The following is an 18,361-nucleotide window of genomic DNA, read 5'->3' as shown; positions in this document are numbered from 1 at the left end:
ATCGATTCCCGTCCAAATTAACAAGGTTGGCGGAGCATGGGATCCCGTCCGGAGGGTTCTGACGGATCAGTAGGTCCCGCGCCTGACCCGGCGCAGCAGCACGATGCCGGCGAGCACCGCCACGCCGCCGATCATCGCAGGCCACAACTGCGCCCCGGTCTCGGCGAGGTCGCCCGTCGCCGACTGCGACCCCTGCGATCCGGACTGACCGGCGGGCGAGGGGATGTTGGCGGCGGGCGTCGTCTTCTGGGGAGCCACGACCGCGCCGCCGTCGTCATCGCCGCCGTCATCGCCGCCGTCATCGCCGTCGGCGCCCTTGTCGGCGTCCTTGCCCCCGCCGGGGTTGCCGCGCTGGGTCGCCTTCACCGAACCGAGGACCTGGGGCTCCTTGTCGCCGCCCTGGTTCGCCTTGTCGTCCCCGTTGCCGGGGGCCTGGGCGGTCTCGGTGGGTTCGGCCGGGTTGTCGTTCTGGTTCTGGTCCTGGCCGTCGTTCTCGTCCTGGCCGTCGTTCTCGTCCTGGCCGTCGTTCTGGTCCTGGCCGTTGCCCGGCTGGTCCTGGCCCTGGCCCTGGTCTTCGCCCTGGCCGTTGTCGCCGGCCTGGCCGTTGTCGCCGCCGTTGCCCTGGTCGCCTCCGTTGTCCTGGCCACCGTCATCGCCCTGGCCGCCGCCGTTGCCACCTTGGCCGCCGCCATTGCCACCCTGGTCACCGCCATCGCCCTGGTCGCCGCCGATGTCGGCCGCGTCGCACTCGCGACCGTCGTTGATGCAGTCCACCATCTCCCGCATCAGGGCCTCGTCGAAGACGTTGATGAAGTCGCCGTGGTCGGTGACGGGCTTGTGGAGCTGCTCGGGGAAGGCGTCCACCGCGAACAGCGGGGCCGTACGCCCGCCGTCCTGAAGACTCGGGGCGTCGACGTCGTAGACGATGCGCTGGACGAGCCGCGGGATGGCCTTGAAGCCGGCGCCGCAGCTGCCGTCCGCCGCGGCGAAGGCCACGTGGGTGCGGTGGTTGGCGCTGTCGATGTTGCGACCGTCCCAGCAGCTCTGGAACTTGAACGTACGCACCACGTCGCTGCCGGCGGGGCAGAGCGGGTACTTGTCCTTCAGCTGCCGGTCCTCGAAGCCGGTGCAGCTCCAGGACGCGTTGGCGTTGGCCGTGCCGTTGACGAAGGCCTTGGCGTCGCCGGTGATGATGCGCAGCAGGCGCGGCATCTCCGTGACGTCGCCGCGCGGGCTGCCCTCGAACGTCATGGTGACTTCCTTGGGCGTCACGATCTCACCGACGTTGCCCTCGATGCCGCCGCCGGGAGAGTTGGCGTCCTGCTCCGCGGCGCCGTTCTGCAGGCGGATCACCGGCCAGAAGTACGAGGACCGGTCACCCTGGTTCTCGCAGCTGGTGTCGGCGGCCGCGAGGTCCTCGTCGCCGGCGAACGCGCTGTTGCCCTGGTTGCCGACGTAGTCGTGGAAGTGGTGGGCGCCGTTGGAGACGCCGGGGGCGACGATGACGTTGTCCGAGTTGAACAGGCCGCCCGCGTTCACGCCGCAGTCGGTGCTGAAGGAGCCGGTGGAGCCGTCCTGTCGACGGCCCCCGTCGCCCGCGTTCGGCTGGACGGTCGTGATGTCGGCATAGTCCGCGGCCACCGGACCGTTGCCGGCCTGCCCGCCGTTGCCCTGCTGGCCCTGACCGCCCTGCTGGTCTCCCTGGTCCTGACCGTCACCGCCGCCGTTCTCACCGCCGCCGTTCTGGTCGCCGCCGTTCTGGTCGCCGCCGTTCTGGTCGCCGCCGTTCTGGTTCTCGGCGGGGCGCAGTTCGCAGGCGGCCAGGGAGTCGAGACCGTCGGGGCGGTCGCCGACACGGTCGATGGCGATCGCGATCCGCTCGATCGTCGCCGCCCGCTTCTCCTTGAGCGGGTTCATGATCGCGTTGTCGGCGAAGCCGCCGTCCTGCTGCTGGGCCTGGGCGGAGTTCTGCAGCCGCTGGTAGGCCTCGGCTATCTGCTGGTCCAGGGCGGCGAGTTCCTTGTCGACCTCGGCCCGTGCCCCGTCGGGCACCTCCGTCAACGCGTCACCCACGTCCGGGCAGTCGATCGTGCCGGCGGCGGAGTTGACCTGCTGGACGGAGTCGTCGGCCGCGTCCTCCTCGGTGGCCGACGCGTAGACATTGACGGCCACGAGGCCGCCTCCGCCCAAGATCAGCGCGATCGCGGCTGAGGTCGCGCGCCGTGCTCCTGATGGGCGTCTGCGCCTGGTGGTGCGTCCCACGGATAGCTCCTACAACGTCGGATCGGGTCCGGGCATGAAAAACCCCAGCCCAATACGGAGCCGGCCGCCGAAGTGTTCAAACGTCTCGCGAATTCACAGGAAGATGACAGGTAGCGGTAAGTCACACATGGTCAAAGCGGCAGCAAGCGCTCTCCCCGCCGTTTCCCCGACGGCACCGGCCGTGACCGCGCGTGACCCCCTCTCGCCTCCGGGCGCGGGGCAGTGTAGACATGGGCACATGGTGCGTCTCCTGGGTCGATCTCGCTCTCAGTCGACCCGCCGCCCCCAGGGTCGGCCCGCGCAGGGCCCGGACGACCGCGCCCGGCGGGTACGGCACGGATCCGACGGCGGCGCGGACCGGGAACCGGAACACCGCGGGGGCCCGCTCGCGAGGCTGCGGTCGGCGGTGGGCGGGCGCAGCGTCGCCGGGCAGGTCTTCCTGCTCCAGGTCGTGATCGTGCTGGTCCTGGTCGTGTCGGCCGTGGTGGCGCTGGTCCTTCAGGTGCGGCACGACAGCAGCGAGGAAGCGCACAACCGTTCGCTCGCCGTGGCGGAGACGTTCGCCAACGCACCGGGCACCCGGGAGGCGCTGGCCGCGGACGATCCGACGGCGATCCTCCAGCCGAGGGCCGAGGCCGCCCGGATCCAGTCCAAGGTCGACTTCATCGTCGTGATGAACACCGACGGGATCCGCTACACCCACCCCAAGCCGGACCGCATCGGCAAGCAGTTCGTCGGCACCCTCGGGCCGGCGCTGGAGGGCGAGTCCTTCACCGAGGAGGTCAACGGCACCCTCGGCCCCCTCGTCCAGGCCGTGGTGCCGGTCAAGGACCCCGACGGCAAGGTCGTGGGCCTGGTCTCGGCCGGGATCACCACCGAGAACGTGGGCGGGGTCGCGGAACAGCAGCTGCCCCTGGTGCTGATCGCCGCCGCGGCGGCCCTCGCGCTGGCCACGGCGGGCACGGCGCTCGTCAGCAAGCGGCTCCTGCGCCAGACCCACGGCCTCGGTCCGTCGGAGATGACCCGCATGTACGAGCACCACGACGCGGTGCTGCACGCCGTGCGGGAGGGCGTGATCATCGTCGGCGGCGGAGGCAGACTGCTGCTCGCCAACGACGAGGCGCACCGTCTGCTGGACCTCCCCGCGGACGCCGAGGGACAGGACGTCCACGCCCTGGGTCTGGAATCCCCCATGGCCGACCTGCTGGCCTCGGGGCGCGTCGCCAACGACGAGGTGCACCTGGTCGGCGACCGGCTGCTCGCCGTCAACCAGCGGGCCACCGATCTGCAGGGCGAGCCCTCCGGCAGCGTCGCCACCCTCCGCGACTCCACCGAACTGCGCGCCCTGTCCGGCCGCGCGGAGGCCGCCCGGGAGCGTCTGCGGCTGCTCTACGACGCCGGAGTGGGCGTCGGCACCGGCCTGGACGTGACCCGCACCGCCGAGGAGCTGGCGGAGGTGGCCGTCCCCCGGTTCGCGGACTTCGTCACCGTGGACCTCGCCCCGGCGGCGCTCAACGGCGACGAGCCCGACACGGTCACCACACTGCGCCGTACGGCGTGCAGCGGCATCCGCAAGGACGCGCCCCTGTACAAGGTGGGCGAGCGGATCGACCTCGTCGCCTCCTCGCCGCAGGCCCGCAGCATCGACAGCGGCACGTCGACCCTGGTGACCGACCTCAGCCGGGCCACGGGCTGGCAGGCGCAGGATCTCGAACGGTCCGCGCAGGTCGTCGAGTACGGCATCCACTCGCTGATCACCGTGCCGTTGCGGGTGGGCCAGCTGGTGATGGGCGTCGCCACCTTCTGGCGCTCGGAGAAGCCCGAGCCGTTCGACCAGGAGGAACTGGCGCTCGCCGAGGAACTCGTCGCGCGGGCGGCGGTCTCCATCGACAACGCGCGCCGCTACACGCGCGAGCACACGATGGCCGAGACCCTGCAGCGCAGCCTGCTGCCGCGCAACCTGCCCGAACAGAGCGCCCTGGACGTCGCCTACCGCTATCTGCCGGCGCAGGCCGGGGTGGGCGGGGACTGGTTCGACGTCCTCCCGCTGTCCGGCACCCGGGTCGCGGTCGTCGTGGGCGATGTCGTGGGTCACGGGCTGCACGCCGCGGCCACGATGGGGCGGCTGCGCACCGCCGTGCACAACTTCACCGCGCTGGACCTGCCGCCGGACGAGATCCTCGGGCTGCTGGACGAGATGGTCAGCCGTATCGACCAGGACGAGGCGGTCCTGGACGGCACCGCCCCGATCACCGGGGCGACCTGTCTGTACGCGATCTACGACCCGGTCTCGCGGCGCTGCGACGTCGCACGGGCCGGCCATCCGCCGCTCGCGGTGGCCCGCCCCGACGGTACCGTCGTTTTCCCCGACGTGCCCGTCGGTCCGCCGCTCGGCCTGGGCGGGCTGCCCTTCGAGACGGCCGGGCTGGAGCTGGAGGAGGGCAGTCGGCTGGTGCTCTACACCGACGGCCTCGTCGAGCACCGGGAGCGGGACATCGACGACGGCCTCGAACTGCTGCGCACCGCGCTGACCGGGGCCGACACCTCCCCGCAGGGCACCTGTGAGGCCGTGCTCGACGCGCTGCCGCCGAGCCGGGCGAGCGACGACATCGCGCTGATCGTCGCCCGCACCCGCGCACTGGACGGGAGCCGCGTCGTGGAGTGGGAGGTGCCCGACGACCCGGCGGCCGTCCGCCGGGCCCGCTCCGACGCCACCCGGCAGCTGGCCGCATGGGGCCTGGAGGAGCTGGAGTTCACCACCGAGCTGATCCTCAGCGAGCTGGTCACCAACGCCATCCGGTACGGCGGCGGCCCCATCCGGGTCCGTCTCATCCACGACCGTCAGCTGATCTGCGAGGTCACCGACAGCAGCCACACCTCGCCCCATCTGCGATACGCCGCCACGACCGACGAGGGCGGCCGAGGGCTGTACCTCATCGCCCAGCTCACCCAGCGCTGGGGCACCCGCTACTCCCCCACGGGCAAGACCATCTGGACCGAACAGGCGCTGCCCTGACGGTCCTCGACAGGCCCCGCCCGAAGGGGCGGGGTCCCCAAGCGCAAGGAGAGACCGGAGCATGCGTATCGGACTGCTCGGAACCGGCCCGTGGGCCGAGATGGCCTACGCCCCCGCGCTGAGCGCGCATCAGAAGCTGGACTTCGCGGGAGTGTGGGGCAGGCGCCCGGAGGCGGCCAAGGAGCTCGCCGGACGGCACGGTGCAGTGCCGGTGTACGAGGACGTCGACGCCCTGTTCGCCGATGTGGACGCGGTCGCCGTGGCCCTGCCGCCCTCCGTCCAGGCACCGCTCGCGGCGCGGGCCGCCCGGGCCGGCTGCCATCTGCTGCTCGACAAGCCCCTGGCGACGGATGTGGCGCAGGGGCGGGCCGTCGTCGAGGCTGTCGAGGAGGCCGGGGTGGCCTCGGTCGTCTTCTTCACCGCCCGTTTCCAGACCGCGATCGACGCGTGGATCACCGAACGGGCCGCCGACGGGGGCTGGTTCACCGCCCGCGCGGAGTGGTTCGGGTCGCTGTTCGACGAGGAGAGCGACAGCCCCTTCGCGCGTTCGCCGTGGCGGCGCGAGAAGGGCGGCCTGTGGGACGTGGGCCCGCACGCCCTGTCCGTGCTGCTGCCGGTCCTCGGGGACGTGGAGCAGGTCGCCGCCGCCGTGCGCGGCCCCGGGGACACGGTGCATCTGATCCTTCTGCACACCGGCGGGGCGTCCAGCACGCTCACCCTCAGCCTCACGGCCCCGCCCGCCGCCTCCGGCGCCACGGTCGAGCTGCGCGGCCGGACCGGGACGGCCGTACTGCCCGAGTCCGACGAAGGTGCCGTACCGGCTCTCGTACGGGCGGGGGACGCGCTGCTGGCGGCCGCCCGTAGTGGACGCCCGCATCCGTGCGACGCGGCCTTCGCGCTGCGCGTGACGGAGCTGCTCGTCGCCGCGGAAGGCCGGTTGACCGGCTGATACGCGGGGCTCCCGAGCCCGCGTTCGAGTTTATGTTTGCTTTATATCGGACATCGTCCGATGGCGGGCACGCCTTCGCCTCGCGCGTTTCGTGAGCGTGAGGAGGTACCCGTGAGCGCTACGGACGGGAGCACCGCCGAGAATCTGCGACGCAGGCTGGCGGCCGGGAAGAAGGATCAGGACGCGCGGACGGTCATGCGGCTGCGCCTGGGGGTCGGGGTCATCGGTGTCCTGCTGCCCCTGGCGCTCCCGGCCGGCAACTGGATCGCTGCGCGGCTCGACGGCGGGACCGGGGCGGACGCCTGGCCCGGCTCCATGAGCGGCGCGTACCACACCAGCAGCCGCGACCTCTTCGTCGGCGGGCTCTGCGCCCTCGGGATCTTCCTGATCGTCTATCGCTTCAACCGGTTCCACGACGTCCTGGGCACCGTCGCCGGACTCTGCGCCCTCGGCGTCGCCCTCTTCCCCACCGCGCCGGGGTCCGGGGGCGACGCGGGTCAGCAGACGGCCTCCGTGTTCCACCAGGCCTTCGCCGTCGCCCTGTTGACGGCGATGGCGGCCTTCTGCCTCTTCATGTACGGGGCCCCGGGCATCAAGGAACGCTCCTACGTGCGGCGTCCCTATCTCGTGGCCGGTGTGCTGATCCTCGTCTTCATGGCGCTCGCCGCCGCCGCGGCGGCCACCGAGGTGGGCGACGACTGGCCGATCACGCCCCTGTACCTGTGCGAGTGGCTCTCGGTCTGGTCCTTCGGCTTCGCCTGGACGGGCGCGGCCCTGTCCCTGGCCGCGGACATCGACCGGCTGACCCGCACCCGCGCGGTGGTGGGCGCCGTCCTCGGCCGGCTCCGCTCGCTCGGCGGCCTCCTCGGCCGGGGGCGGACCCGCTCGCGCCCGGCCGTGTGACCGCGCCCCGCTCGGCCGGCGGGGTTCAGGGGCGGGCGCCGGTGAGGAAGCGGTCGAGGGTGGCTGTGAGTTCCGCCGGCTTCTCGACGGGGAGTTCGTGGCCGGCGTCCAGGATGCGCACCTCGGCGTCCTGGCAGGCCTTGGCCATCCTCAGCATCTGGGAGACCGGGAGCTGGATGTCGTGATAGCCGTGGACGAGGAGGGTGGGCGTGCCGATCTCGCCGAGACGGTCGAGGACGTCGAAGGCCCGCATGGCGCCGTACAGGGTCATGACGACCTCGCGCGGGGTGGCCGCCGAGGCGCGGATGTACGAGCGGATCTCCTCGCGGGGGTAGCCGGGGGCGAAGGCCCGCTGGATGTTGGCGGCGACGAACAGCTTGAACGGGACGCGGGTGGAGACCGCCATCAGCAGGCCGCGGCCGCGGCTGTAGGTCATCCGGCCGATGGAGTTGACCAGGACCAGGCGCTCGACGCGCTCGGGGTGGGCGAGGGTGATGGTCTGGGAGATCATGCCGCCCATGGAGTGGCCGACGAGGACGAACCGCTCGACCTCCAGGTGATCGAGGAGGGCGAGCACGTCCCCGGCCAGCTCCTCGATCGTCCGCACCCCCGGGCCACGGCTCTCGCCGTGTCCGCGCAGGTCCAGCCGGATCACGCGCCGCTTCCCGGAGAAGTGCGCGACCTGGTGGTCCCAGCGGTGCCGGTTCGCGGTCCATCCGTGCACGAACACCAGGGGCGCGCCGTCGCCGTCCCGGGGGCCCTCGTCGTCGTACGTCAGCACAGCGCCGTCGACTTCGAGCTGCGGCATGGGGGCCTCCTGCGGTGCGGTCCGGTTACTGACCGGTACGGTAGCGGCCTCCCCGGCCCCACGTCACCGGCGTCGGCCGAGGAATCTGCGCGGCGGCAAGGACGACCGGGCTGGTGGCGGGGAGGACGGCAGACGGCAGACGGCCCGAGGGCCGCCGCTCCCGGCCGGCCCGCGCGCCGCCGGACGGCCGCCCGTCCCGATCCCCCCCCCACGGCACCACGGGCGGGACATCACGCGCGCCCGCCGCGCCACCCGACCGGCCGGAGAAGACCGAACTCACCCGGCAGATCAGCTCGGTCGTCGAGGAGTTCCGGGACGGGCTGCCCCGGCAGCGCCGACCACGCGCCTTCCCGCACCGATCCCTCCACACGCCCGTCACCGGCCCTGCGGAGCGGAGCACGGGACGGATGACAGACTGACGGCATGGAAGAACGCGCATTCGGTAGGTCGGGTCAGCACGCGTCCGTCGTCGGTCTCGGCACATGGCAGCTGGGCGCCGACTGGGGAGACGTCGACGACACGGAGGCCCTGGCGGTGCTGGAGGCGGCCGCCGAGTCGGGGGTGACCTTCTTCGACACGGCCGACGTCTACGGCGACGGCCGCAGCGAACAGACCATCGCCACGTTCCTGCGCAGCAGGCCCGACCTGCATGTGTTCGTCGCGACGAAGATGGGCCGTCGCGTGGACCAGATCCCCGAGAACTACGTCCTCGACAACTTCCGGGCCTGGAACGACCGCTCCCGCCGCAACCTCGGCGTGGACCGCGTCGACCTGGTCCAGTTGCACTGCCCGCCCACACCCGTCTACTCCTCGGACGAGGTCTTCGACGCCCTGGACACCCTGGTCGCGGAGGAGCGCGTCGCCGCGTACGGCGTCAGCGTGGAGACCTGCGCACAGGCGCTGACGGCGATCGCCCGCCCGAACGTGGCGAGCGTGCAGATCATCCTCAACCCGTTCCGGATGAAGCCGCTCATCGATGTCCTCCCGGCGGCCGAGAAGGCGGGGGTCGCGATCATCGCGCGGGTCCCGCTGGCCTCGGGGCTGCTGTCCGGCAAGTACACGAAGGACACGGTCTTCGCGGAGAACGACCACCGTACGTACAACCGGCACGGCGAGGCCTTCGACCAGGGCGAGACCTTCTCCGGCGTCGACTACGCCACGGGCGTCGAGGCGGCGGTCGAGTTCGCCGGACTGACCCCCGACGGTTACACCCCGGCCCAGTTGGCGCTGCGCTGGATCATCCAGCTGCCGGGCGTCACGACGGTCATCCCGGGCGCCCGCACCCCGGACCAGGCCCGCGCCAACGCGGCGGCGGCCGCACTGCCGGAGCTGTCCGGGCAGACACTCACGGCGATCCAGGACCTGTACGACCGGCGTATCAAGGAGCAGGTGGAGGGCCGCTGGTAGAGCGGCCGGGCGCGGCGCGGCGCCGTGCGGGAGGCGGCCGGTCGGCCGCTTCCCGCACGTGGGCTCACGCCTCGCGGCCGGCGCGTCAGATGCGGCCGCCCGTGAGCCGGGTGAGCGGTCCCTGCACCTGGCGCCCGGAGCGGCGTCCGACGGCGTAGGAGGCGGCGGTCAGGGCCGTCAGGCCCGCGCCCACACCGGCGGCGACGAGCTTGCGCTGGGCGATGACGGTGATGGCCGTCTTCGCGGTCGCCGCCACCTGGCCGGATGCCTGGACGACCGCCTGGCGGCCGGCCTCGACGCCCTTGGCCGCGCTGTGCACGGCCGCGCTCGTGCTGTCGGCGGCGCGCTTGGTCGCCTCGGCCGCGTGCCCGGCACCGGCCTTCACGGACGAGGCGGCGCCCTCGGTCTTGACCGCGGCCGTCTTCGCGGACTCGGTGGCCGGAGCCGTCGCCTTGGTGGCGGTCCGGCGGGCCTTGGCGGCGGTCGTCCCGGCGGACGCGGAGTTCTCGTTCGGTTCCTTGTTCGGCTGATTCATGGAGACCGCGTTGCCGTTCAACGCCGCGGCAAACACCCTGTGGACGACCGTGTCCGCCGAGGGTCTCCGAGCCTCTCCCGCCATCAGTCCATTCCCCCGCATGGCATAAGATCGCTTTATGAGGTCATAGACCCGACCCGCGTACCGGGTAAGGGTTGCCTTAGTTTAGGGTTGCCGTCGAGTCGCTTTCTCCGCTCGAAGGGAACCTGAACATGCCCCGCCCTCTGCGGGTGGCCATCGTCGGAGCCGGACCCGCCGGGATCTACGCCGCCGACGCGCTGCTGAAGTCCGACGTGGCCACCGAGCCCGGTGTGTCCATCGACCTCTACGAGCGGATGCCCGCCCCGTTCGGACTGATCCGTTACGGCGTGGCCCCCGACCACCCCCGCATCAAGGGCATCATCACCGCCCTGCACCAGGTGCTCGACAAGCCGCAGATCCGTCTCTTCGGCAACGTCGACTACCCGGGGGACATCAACCTGGACGATCTGCGCGCGTTCTACGACGCCGTGATCTTCTCCACGGGCGCGACGGCCGACCGCGCGCTCGACATCCCCGGCATCGACCTCGACGGCTCCTACGGCGCGGCCGACTTCGTCTCCTGGTACGACGGCCACCCGGACGTCCCGCGCACCTGGCCCCTGGAGGCCGAGAAGGTCGCCGTCCTCGGTGTCGGCAACGTCGCGCTGGACGTGGCACGCGTCCTCGCCAAGACCGCCGACGAGCTGCTGCCGACCGAGATCCCGGCCAACGTGTACGAGGGTCTGAAGGCCAACAAGGCGCTGGAGGTCCACGTCTTCGGCCGCCGGGGCCCGGCGCAGGCGAAGTTCTCCCCGATGGAGCTGCGGGAGCTGGACCACTCCCCCAACATCGAGGTCATCGTCGACCCCGAGGACATCGACTACGACGAGGGTTCCATCGCGACCCGGCGCGGCAACAAGCAGGCCGACATGGTCGCCAAGACCCTGGAGAACTGGGCGATCCGCGACACCGGCGACCGCCCGCACAAGCTGTTCCTGCACTTCTTCGAGTCGCCCACCGAGATCCTCGGCGAGGACGGCAAGGTCGTCGGCCTGCGCACCGAGCGCACCGCCCTGGACGGCACCGGCAACGTCAGGGGCACCGGCGAGTTCAAGGACTGGGACGTCACCGGCGTGTACCGCGCGGTCGGCTACCTCTCGGACAAGCTGCCCAAGCTGCCCTGGGACGTCGAGTCGGGCACCGTCCCGGACGCGGGCGGCCGGGTCATCGAGGAGACCGGCGCGCACCTGCGGTCGACGTACGTCACCGGCTGGATCCGGCGCGGTCCGGTGGGCCTCATCGGGCACACCAAGGGCGACGCCAACGAGACGGTCGCCAACCTTCTGGACGACTTCGCGAACGGGCGGCTGCACGAGCCCTCCGCGCCCGCGCCGGAGGCCGTCGACGCCTTCCTCGCGGAGCGCGAGGTGCGCTTCACGACGTGGGAGGGCTGGTACAGGCTCGACGCCGCCGAGAAGGCGCTGGGCGAGCCGCAGGGCCGGGAGCGCGTGAAGATCGTCGAGCGTGAGGACATGCTGCGGGAGAGCGGCGCGTAGGCGCTCCGCCGGAAGCAAGGGGGACTGCGGACCGCTCCGACGCTGCGGGTCGTCCGTGGCCGGTCGCGCAGTTCCCCGCGCCCCTTTCAGGGGCCTGCGGCCCCAGGGGCATAAGCTCGTCCAATGGCCAAGTACTACGACGTGCATCCCGACAACCCCCAGCCGCGTGCCATCTCCCAGGTCGCCGACAGCATTCGTCAGGGTGGGCTGATCGCCTATCCGACCGACTCCTGCTTCGCGCTGGGGTGCCAGCTGGGCAGTCGTGACGGCATCGAGCGGATCCGGACGATCCGGCAGCTCGACGACCGGCACCACTTCACCCTGGTGTGCGAGAACTTCGCGCAGCTGGGTCAGTTCGTCCACGTCGACAACGACGTGTTCCGCGCCGTGAAGGCGTCGACGCCCGGCAGTTACACCTTCATCCTCCCCGCGACGCGGGAGGTGCCCCGCAAGCTCCTCCACCCCAAGAAGAAAACCGTCGGGGTGCGCATCCCCGACCACCGCGTGGTCCAGGCCCTGCTCGCCGAGCTGGGCGAGCCGCTCGTCTCCAGCACCCTGCTGCTGCCCGACGAGGAGGAGCCGCTGACGCAGGGCTGGGAGATCAAGGAGCGCCTGGACTACCTGGTCGACGTGGTGGTGGACTCGGGTGACTGCGGCACGGAGCCGACGACCGTCATCGACTTCTCCAGCGGCGAGGCGGAGATCATCCGCAAGGGCGCGGGCGACACGTCACGGTTCGAGTGATCCCGCGAGCGGCAGCCGGGATCAGGTCTGCCGCAGCGGCTCGTAGGCCTCGGCGCTCAGCCCGAACGTCCAGGCCACCCCTGCGCGGGCCGTGGTGGTCGCGGGTGGCACCCGCAGCCAGTAGGTACGGCTCGTGCCGTCCGGCTCCGGCGTGGAGTTGACGACCTCCACCATCACCACGTCCTCGTCGCCGGGCAGGGCTATGCGCCACAGCACACCCGTCTCGTCGCGGTGCACCGGCTTCGCCCCGGACTCCTCCAGATAACGGTCGTAGCCGTAGAACTCCAGCATCACGCGGCGCAGCTCCGCGTTCTCCTCCGCCCGGATCTCCGCCGGGGTCAACGAGCCCAGCCGGTCGAGGAACGCGCCGGGGACGGGCAGCCCGCGCCAGGCGTGCAGGGTGAATCCGTCGGCGTAGGCGAGCGCGGGCCCGTCGCCCCGGTCCAGCCGGCCCGCCTCGTCGCGGTGCAGCTCCACGGGCCGCTCGGCGACGACCGCGAGCTTCTCGTACGGCCACCACCAGCCGGCCGTGCGGGCCACCTCGGCCAGTCCGTCGAGGCCGGGGGCCGCGTCGAACGCGGACAGCCAGGCCGCGTCGTGCTGACCGAGGACGGCGTCCAGGAGGAGCAGCCGGATGCCGGTCTCCTCCTCGCGGTCGGCGGGTGCCAGTGCCTCGACGACTCCGGTGCGGACGCGGTCGATCAGCGGCCGGGTGGTCTCCCACAGGTCGGCGCCCGTCGCCCGCCAGTGCTCGCTCCAGCCGGTGGGGCCCAGCCGGGTGTGCTGCCGGGCCCGCTCGGCGGCGACGGTTGTGTTGCGGACCGCGTCACGGACGCTCGCCCCGGTCGCCGGCAGCGCCTCACCGCCCGGTGCCGGTGCCCCCGACAGCAGACGTACCGCCTCCAGGGGCGAGCGGACCCACACGATCCGCTCGGGCTCCCGCAGCCCCGCCCGCCGGTAGGCCAGGCGCACGCCCGCCTCCGCCCGTGCCCGGTCACTCTCCCCGGTGGCCGCCGCCACCGCCCGCCAACTCGTCCGTTCCGTCACGCCGTTCCTCCAGGATTTTCCCAAGTCCGTCCCCGCGAGCCGCCGTACGCCACGGCCGCCCTCCTGCCCACCGGTTCAGTCGGCGACGATCCGCACCGACCCCGGTACGTACTCGCGCTGCCGTACGACGCGGTACCAGCCCTTGGGCAGGGAGATGGCCGCGTGCTCCTCGTGGACGACACGGGCACCCGCCGGCACGTGCAGCAGCATCGGCCCGAACGCGCCCGCCTCGCGGACGAGACGGCCGGGGCCGACCACGGCGTGGGCGTGGCCGGTGACCTCGCCGAGGGCGAGGACGAGCCGCCCACGGCCGTCGCGCGGCTCCGAGGCGGCGTCGAGCGCGCCGCCGGGCACGGCGCTCTCGGCCAACGGCGCGATGAGGACGTCTCCTTGCCGGTACATGGGTCTCCCTTCCGTCGGGCACTCGCTGTGCCACGACAGGACCGTAGGGGCAGCCACTGACATTGATACTCGTAGCGGGTTCCGGTGGTCGGCCCACGCACGCCCGTTCGCCGGGGCGCGGACCACTGTTCGTCCACAGGACAGGGGTCCGCCGCACGCGCTGTCAGTCGGACTTGGTAGAACTCCCCTACCCGGCGGCGCCGCGCGCTCCGGGTGCGCGACGGGCGGACCGGGCAGGGATCCGGCGCCGCCCACGGACATGGAACGAAGGGGCGGGGCGCACATGACCATCGGGAGCCATCTGGAGGAGTTCCACGGCCTGCCGGTCCACCGCTTCCCCAAGTCGGTGAAGGGCCCGCAGGGCGCCGGGCAGCTGCCCCCTCCCGAGTCGGTGGCCTGGAGCATCGCCGTGGAGTCCTACGACAGCGACGAGTCCTGGCAGGAGGCGTTCGCCCGGTTCCTGGCCTCGGTCGGCACCGAGAAGGTGCGGGCGCTGGTCGTGGGCGCCTGGAGCGACGCCTACGACAACGGCCCCGAGGAGATCGTCGCGGCCCTGGTCGCGGCGAAGGACCGGCTGCCGTCGCTGCGCGCCCTGTTCCTCGGCGACATCGTGGGGGAGGAGTGCGAGATCTCCTGGATCAACCAGGGGGACGTGAGCCCGCTGCTGGACGCCTTCCCGGAGCTGGAGGAGTTCGGGGTGCGCGGCGGCCAGGGGCTCGGCTTCCCGGCGCTGCGGCACGAGCGGCTGCGGACCCTGACGATCGAGACGGGCGGCCTGCCCGTCGACGTCGTGCGGGGTGTCGCGGGCAGCGACCTGCCGGCCCTCGTCGAGCTGGACCTGTGGCTGGGGACGCCCGAGTACGGGGGCGACTGCGAGGTGGCCGACCTGGCGCCGATCCTCGCGGGCACCCGCCTGCCGGCCCTCAAGCACCTGGCCCTGCGCAACAGCGAGATACAGGACGACATCTGCGCCGCTCTGGCCTCCGCCCCCGTGGTGGCCCGCCTCGACGTCCTCGACGTGTCCATGGGCGTCCTCACCGACGACGGCGCGACCGCGCTGCTCACGGGCCAGCCGCTGACCCACCTCACCACGCTGGACCTGCACCACAACTACCTGAGCCCGGCGCTGCGCGACCGCCTCCGGGACTCCCTGGAGGCCGAGGGGGTCCAGGTCGACGTCGACGCCGACGACGCCGAGTCGGACGAGGAGGAGGACGGCACGGTCTGGCGGTTCGTCGCGGTGGGCGAGTGAGCGCGTAGACGTTCGCGGGCGAGAGGGGGCGGCACATGTCCGGATGGAGCGGTGCGGCGGGGGCGGGTCCCGGCCCGTACCGGTGGGTGGTCGTGGGGAACGGGGAGAACCGGCGGGTCGGGCTGTTCGTCGCGGCGGCCGAGGCGGCCGGCGTCGGCACGCCGCGGGTGGTCCAGTGGCGGGACGTGCTGCGCGACGGCGGCCACACGTTCGCCGACGACGAGGTCGTACGGCTGGACTCACCCGGCGAGAACGCCGAGGTGGACCGGCTGTTGCGGGGCGTCGACGATCCCACGCGGGTGGAGGGCTCGGCCACCTGGTACGGCCGATTCCTGACCGCGGTGGGGTCACTGCGGGGCGGGCTGCGGCTGGACGATCCGGCGGATCTGCCGGTGCTGTTCGACAAGCGGCTGTGCCACGCCCGGCTCGACGCGGCCGGCGTCCCGGTGCCCCCGTCGCCCACCTCGGGCGGCGCGCGGCCGGTGCGCGGCTGGGACGACGTACGGGCGGCGATGCGGGAGCACGGCATGCCGCGTGTCTTCGTGAAGCCGGCCCACGGGTCCTCCGCGTCCGGGGTGCTGGCCGTGGAGTCGTCCGCGAGCGGGCGGATCAGGGCCACCACCTCGGTGGAGGTCGCCGCCGACGGCCGGCCGCGCGCCCCGCTCCGGCTGCACAACTCGCTGCGTGTGCGGCGCTACGCGGACGAGCGGGAGATCGCCGGCATCGTCGACGCCCTCGCGGCCGACGGTCTGCACATCGAGCGCTGGCTGCCGAAGGCGTCCGCGCACGGCAGGTCCGCCGATCTGCGGGTGCTGGTCGTGGCGGGCCGGGCCACGCACGCCGTCGTGCGCACCAGCCGCTTCCCGATGACCAATCTCCATCTGGGCGGGGCCCGGGGCGATCTCACGTCGGTCGTGGACGCGGCGGGAGACCGCTGGCGGCAGGCGCTCGACATCTGTGAGCGGGCCGCCGCCTGCTTCCCCGGCACGCTGAGCGTCGGCGTGGACCTGCTGCCGGCGATCGGCTGGCGCCGGTTCGCCGTGGGCGAGGTCAACGCCTTCGGCGACCTGCTGCCCCGGCTGACCGGGCTGCCGGGCGGTCCGGCGGAGGGTCTGGACACCTACGCGGCACAGCTCGCGGCGGTGCGCGACGCCCTGTCCCCGGCCCCCTCGCACCTCCCCCACGCAAGGCCCCACGCAAGGAAAGACCATGCACCCTTCTGACCCGGCCGACACCGGGGGTCCGGCAAGGACAGCCCACGGGCCGTCCGAGGCGGCTCCGGCACCCGACATGAACGAGGTCGTGGGCCGCGACGACCTGCTGCTGCTCACCCTCGACACCCTGCGGTACGACGTGGCGGTGGAGCTGGCCGCGGCGGGCCGGCTGCCGAACCTGGCCGGTCGTCTGCCGGGCGGCACCTGGGAGAAGCGGCACGCGCCCGGCAGCTTCACCTACGCCTCGCACCAGGCGATGTTCGCGGGTTTCCTGCCGACCCCGGCCGCACCGGGGCCGCATCCGCGGCTCTTCGCGAGCCGGTTCGCCGGCAGCGAGACGACCGCGGGGCGCACCTTCGTCTTCGACAGCCCCGACCTGGTGTCGGCGCTCGCCGAGCACGGCTATCGCACGGTGTGCGTCGGCGGTGTCGGGTTCTTCAACAAGCAAGGGGCCCTCGGCAGCGTCCTGCCGGACCTGTTCCAGGAGAGCCACTGGGAGCCGGAGTTCTCCGTGGCGTCCCCGACCTCCTTCGAGTCCCAGGTGGCCCGCGCCGAACGGATCGTGGCCGAACTCCCCGCCGAGCAGAGGCTGTTCCTGTTCCTCAACGCCTCGGCGCTGCACCAGCCGAACTGGTTCCATCTGCCGGGCGCCACCCGCGAGGCGGGCGACAGTCCGGTCACGCACGCGGCCGCCCTGGAGTACATCGACCGGCACATCGGACGCCTCTTCACGGCGATGAGTTCGCGGCGCCGCTGCTTCGCCGTCGTCTGCTCCGACCACGGGACCACCTACGGCGAGGACGGCTACACCGGACACCGGCTCGGCCACGAGGCCGTGTGGACCGTCCCCTACAGCCACTTCTTCCTGGAGCCGTCCGCATGACCGCGACCGCCACCGCGACCGCCACCGCCACCACCACATCGCGGCGTCCCTATCAGCACTACGTGTACGCCTACCCGCACAAGACGGCGTACCGGGAGCTGCCCGGCCGGCCGCGGCTCGCGGAGCTGTGGGCCGGGGAGTCCCGGCAGGCGCTGTCGCTGTACGCGCACATCCCGTTCTGCGAGGTGCGCTGCGGCTTCTGCAACCTCTTCACGCGCATCGGCGCGCCGGACGGGCTGACCGGCCGCTATCTCGACGCCCTCGAACGGCAGGCGATCGCGGTGCGGGAGGCCCTCGGGGACGCGGAGCCGGTGCGGTTCGCGAACGCCGCGTTCGGCGGTGGCACGCCGACCTATCTGGAGGCCGCCGAGCTGGAGCGGCTGTGCGACATCGCCGAGCGCCACCTGGGCGCGGACCTGCGGGCGATCCCGCTGTCGGTGGAGGCCTCCCCCGCCACGGCGACGGCCGACCGGCTGGCGGTACTGGCCGAGCGGGGCACGACACGGCTGAGCCTCGGTGTGCAGAGCTTCGTGGCGGAGGAGGCCCGTGCGGCCGTACGACCGCAGCGGCGGTCCGACGTGGAGGCGGCGCTGGCCCGGATCCGTGACGCCGCCCTGCCGGTCCTCAACATCGACCTGATCTACGGCATCGACGGGCAGACGGCGGCCAGTTGGCGGCTGTCCCTGGACGCGGCCCTCGCCTGGCGGCCGGAGGAGATCTACCTCTATCCGCTGTACGTCCGGCCGCTGACCGGACTCGGCCGCCACGCGGACCCGGCGGTCGCGGACCGCGACTGGGACGAGATCCGGCTGCGGCGCTACCGCGAGGGCCGGGACCATCTGCTCGCGCAGGGCTACGAGCAGGTCTCCATGCGGATGTTCCGCCGCGCGGACGCGCCGCCGCAGGGCCCGGACGACCACGCCTGCCAGACCGACGGCATGATCGGCCTGGGCTGCGGCGCCCGGTCGTACACATCGAGGCTGCACTACTCCTTCGACTACGCGGTCGGCATGAGCCGGATCCGTACGATCATCGACGAGTACACGGCCACCCAGGACTTCGGCCGCGCCGTGCACGGCCGCGCGGTCGACGAGGACGAGGCACGCCGTCGTCATCTGCTGCAGTCGCTGCTGCAGGCCCGGGGGCTGCCGGTGGCGGACTACCGGCGGCGGTTCGGATCGGACCCGTACGCGGACTTCCCCGCGGAGCTGGAGCTGTTGGCCGGGCGCGGCTGGCTTGCGGATGCGGGCGAGGGGATGCTGCGCCTGTCCGCCGAGGGACTGGCCCACTCCGACGCGATCGGGCCGGGCTTCTTCTCGCCCGCCGTCCGGGCCGCGATGGCCGGGTACGAGCTGCGGTGAC

General features: G+C 72.6%; 15 protein-coding genes and 1 pseudogene. 11 read left to right on the top strand and 5 right to left on the bottom strand.

All coding sequences use genetic code 11. The annotated features are described in order from the left end of the window. Window positions 1–66 precede the first annotated feature (66 nt). Window positions 67–2,172 (bottom strand): DUF1996 domain-containing protein, encoded by a 2,106-nt coding sequence (locus ACWCRJ_RS12865; RefSeq protein ID WP_450939315.1) that lies wholly within the window; start codon window positions 2,170–2,172, stop codon window positions 67–69. A gap of 328 nt (window positions 2,173–2,500) precedes the next feature. On the opposite strand from ACWCRJ_RS12865, the gene ACWCRJ_RS12860 reads away from it, so the two are divergent. The 3 genes from ACWCRJ_RS12860 to ACWCRJ_RS12850 all read left to right on the top strand — a co-directional run bounded on the left by ACWCRJ_RS12860 (window position 2,501) and on the right by ACWCRJ_RS12850 (window position 7,130). Then, window positions 2,501–5,278: a SpoIIE family protein phosphatase gene (locus ACWCRJ_RS12860; RefSeq protein WP_450939314.1), complete on the top strand. Its 2,778-nt coding sequence runs from the start codon at window positions 2,501–2,503 to the stop codon at window positions 5,276–5,278. 61 nt (window positions 5,279–5,339) lie between these two features. Then, window positions 5,340–6,227, top strand: a complete 888-nt coding sequence (locus ACWCRJ_RS12855; RefSeq protein ID WP_450939313.1) for a Gfo/Idh/MocA family protein — start codon at window positions 5,340–5,342, stop codon at window positions 6,225–6,227. A gap of 111 nt (window positions 6,228–6,338) precedes the next feature. Then, the gene (locus ACWCRJ_RS12850) at window positions 6,339–7,130 is read left to right on the top strand and encodes a hypothetical protein (RefSeq protein WP_450939312.1); all 792 of its coding nucleotides are present in this window, start codon (window positions 6,339–6,341) and stop codon (window positions 7,128–7,130) included. A 25-nt stretch (window positions 7,131–7,155) separates the two neighbouring features. Here the strand turns inward: ACWCRJ_RS12850 and ACWCRJ_RS12845 are convergent, their stop codons facing one another. Next, complete coding sequence (locus tag ACWCRJ_RS12845) at window positions 7,156–7,938, bottom strand: alpha/beta fold hydrolase (protein WP_450939311.1); 783 nt, start codon at window positions 7,936–7,938, stop codon at window positions 7,156–7,158. Between the two features lie 263 nt (window positions 7,939–8,201). On the opposite strand from ACWCRJ_RS12845, the pseudogene ACWCRJ_RS12840 reads away from it, so the two are divergent. Together ACWCRJ_RS12840 and ACWCRJ_RS12835 are read left to right on the top strand one after the other, a co-directional pair. Then, window positions 8,202–8,294: pseudogene (locus ACWCRJ_RS12840) on the top strand (DUF1152 domain-containing protein); the annotation flags it as partial. A 67-nt stretch (window positions 8,295–8,361) separates the two neighbouring features. Continuing rightward, on the top strand, window positions 8,362–9,345 hold the full coding sequence (locus tag ACWCRJ_RS12835; RefSeq protein WP_450939310.1) for an aldo/keto reductase: 984 nt from the start codon (window positions 8,362–8,364) through the stop codon (window positions 9,343–9,345). Window positions 9,346–9,430: 85 nt separating this feature from the next. Here ACWCRJ_RS12835 and ACWCRJ_RS12830 read toward each other — a convergent pair whose 3' ends face one another. Further along, window positions 9,431–9,916, bottom strand: coding sequence for a hypothetical protein (locus ACWCRJ_RS12830; protein WP_450939399.1), 486 nt, complete (start codon window positions 9,914–9,916; stop codon window positions 9,431–9,433). Window positions 9,917–10,092: 176 nt separating this feature from the next. On the opposite strand from ACWCRJ_RS12830, the gene ACWCRJ_RS12825 reads away from it, so the two are divergent. Both ACWCRJ_RS12825 and ACWCRJ_RS12820 read left to right on the top strand, forming a co-directional pair. Then, window positions 10,093–11,457 (top strand): FAD-dependent oxidoreductase, encoded by a 1,365-nt coding sequence (locus ACWCRJ_RS12825; RefSeq protein WP_450939309.1) that lies wholly within the window; start codon window positions 10,093–10,095, stop codon window positions 11,455–11,457. Between the two features lie 123 nt (window positions 11,458–11,580). Continuing rightward, window positions 11,581–12,201 carry an L-threonylcarbamoyladenylate synthase gene (locus ACWCRJ_RS12820; RefSeq protein WP_450939308.1) on the top strand — a complete coding sequence of 207 codons (621 nt, stop codon included), beginning with the start codon at window positions 11,581–11,583 and terminating at the stop codon, window positions 12,199–12,201. Window positions 12,202–12,222: 21 nt separating this feature from the next. On the opposite strand, the gene ACWCRJ_RS12815 is transcribed toward ACWCRJ_RS12820, so the two are convergent. Then, a complete protein-coding gene (locus tag ACWCRJ_RS12815) occupies window positions 12,223–13,248 on the bottom strand; it encodes a DUF6745 domain-containing protein (RefSeq protein ID WP_450939307.1) in 1,026 nt (341 codons plus the stop codon). Between the two features lie 75 nt (window positions 13,249–13,323). Then, window positions 13,324–13,650 (bottom strand): hypothetical protein, encoded by a 327-nt coding sequence (locus ACWCRJ_RS12810; protein WP_450939306.1) that lies wholly within the window; start codon window positions 13,648–13,650, stop codon window positions 13,324–13,326. Window positions 13,651–13,933: 283 nt separating this feature from the next. On the opposite strand from ACWCRJ_RS12810, the gene ACWCRJ_RS12805 reads away from it, so the two are divergent. The 4 genes from ACWCRJ_RS12805 (at window position 13,934) to ACWCRJ_RS12790 (ending at window position 18,360) form a co-directional block, all read left to right on the top strand. Beyond that, on the top strand, window positions 13,934–14,902 hold the full coding sequence (locus tag ACWCRJ_RS12805; protein WP_450939305.1) for an STM4015 family protein: 969 nt from the start codon (window positions 13,934–13,936) through the stop codon (window positions 14,900–14,902). Window positions 14,903–14,937: 35 nt separating this feature from the next. Continuing rightward, window positions 14,938–16,125 carry an STM4014 family protein gene (locus ACWCRJ_RS12800; protein WP_450939304.1) on the top strand — a complete coding sequence of 396 codons (1,188 nt, stop codon included), beginning with the start codon at window positions 14,938–14,940 and terminating at the stop codon, window positions 16,123–16,125. Between the two features lie 67 nt (window positions 16,126–16,192). Beyond that, a complete protein-coding gene (locus ACWCRJ_RS12795; RefSeq protein ID WP_450939303.1) occupies window positions 16,193–16,999 on the top strand; it encodes an STM4013/SEN3800 family hydrolase in 807 nt (268 codons plus the stop codon). Then, window positions 16,996–18,360 (top strand): STM4012 family radical SAM protein, encoded by a 1,365-nt coding sequence (locus tag ACWCRJ_RS12790; protein WP_450939302.1) that lies wholly within the window; start codon window positions 16,996–16,998, stop codon window positions 18,358–18,360. The genes ACWCRJ_RS12795 and ACWCRJ_RS12790 overlap by 4 nt, the downstream gene beginning before the upstream one ends. The last annotated feature ends 1 nt before the right edge of the window (window position 18,361 follow it).

The organism is Streptomyces sp. NPDC002324, from assembly GCF_053593335.1.
This window is presented reverse-complemented; position numbering and strand designations above follow the sequence as displayed.

Excerpts from the sequence above, each read along its gene's own strand:
- ACWCRJ_RS12860 (WP_450939314.1), top strand. The coding sequence starts at position 2,501 with ATGGTGCGTCTCCTGGGTCGATCTCGCTCTCAGTCGACCCGCCGCCCC.
- ACWCRJ_RS12855 (WP_450939313.1), top strand. The coding sequence starts at position 5,340 with ATGCGTATCGGACTGCTCGGAACCGGCCCGTGGGCCGAGATGGCCTAC.
- ACWCRJ_RS12845 (WP_450939311.1), bottom strand. The coding sequence starts at position 7,938 with ATGCCGCAGCTCGAAGTCGACGGCGCTGTGCTGACGTACGACGACGAG.
- ACWCRJ_RS12835 (WP_450939310.1), top strand. The coding sequence starts at position 8,362 with ATGGAAGAACGCGCATTCGGTAGGTCGGGTCAGCACGCGTCCGTCGTC.
- ACWCRJ_RS12825 (WP_450939309.1), top strand. The coding sequence starts at position 10,093 with ATGCCCCGCCCTCTGCGGGTGGCCATCGTCGGAGCCGGACCCGCCGGG.
- ACWCRJ_RS12820 (WP_450939308.1), top strand. The coding sequence starts at position 11,581 with ATGGCCAAGTACTACGACGTGCATCCCGACAACCCCCAGCCGCGTGCC.
- ACWCRJ_RS12810 (WP_450939306.1), bottom strand. The coding sequence starts at position 13,650 with ATGTACCGGCAAGGAGACGTCCTCATCGCGCCGTTGGCCGAGAGCGCC.
- ACWCRJ_RS12805 (WP_450939305.1), top strand. The coding sequence starts at position 13,934 with ATGACCATCGGGAGCCATCTGGAGGAGTTCCACGGCCTGCCGGTCCAC.
- ACWCRJ_RS12800 (WP_450939304.1), top strand. The coding sequence starts at position 14,938 with ATGTCCGGATGGAGCGGTGCGGCGGGGGCGGGTCCCGGCCCGTACCGG.
- ACWCRJ_RS12795 (WP_450939303.1), top strand. The coding sequence starts at position 16,193 with ATGAACGAGGTCGTGGGCCGCGACGACCTGCTGCTGCTCACCCTCGAC.
- ACWCRJ_RS12790 (WP_450939302.1), top strand. The coding sequence starts at position 16,996 with ATGACCGCGACCGCCACCGCGACCGCCACCGCCACCACCACATCGCGG.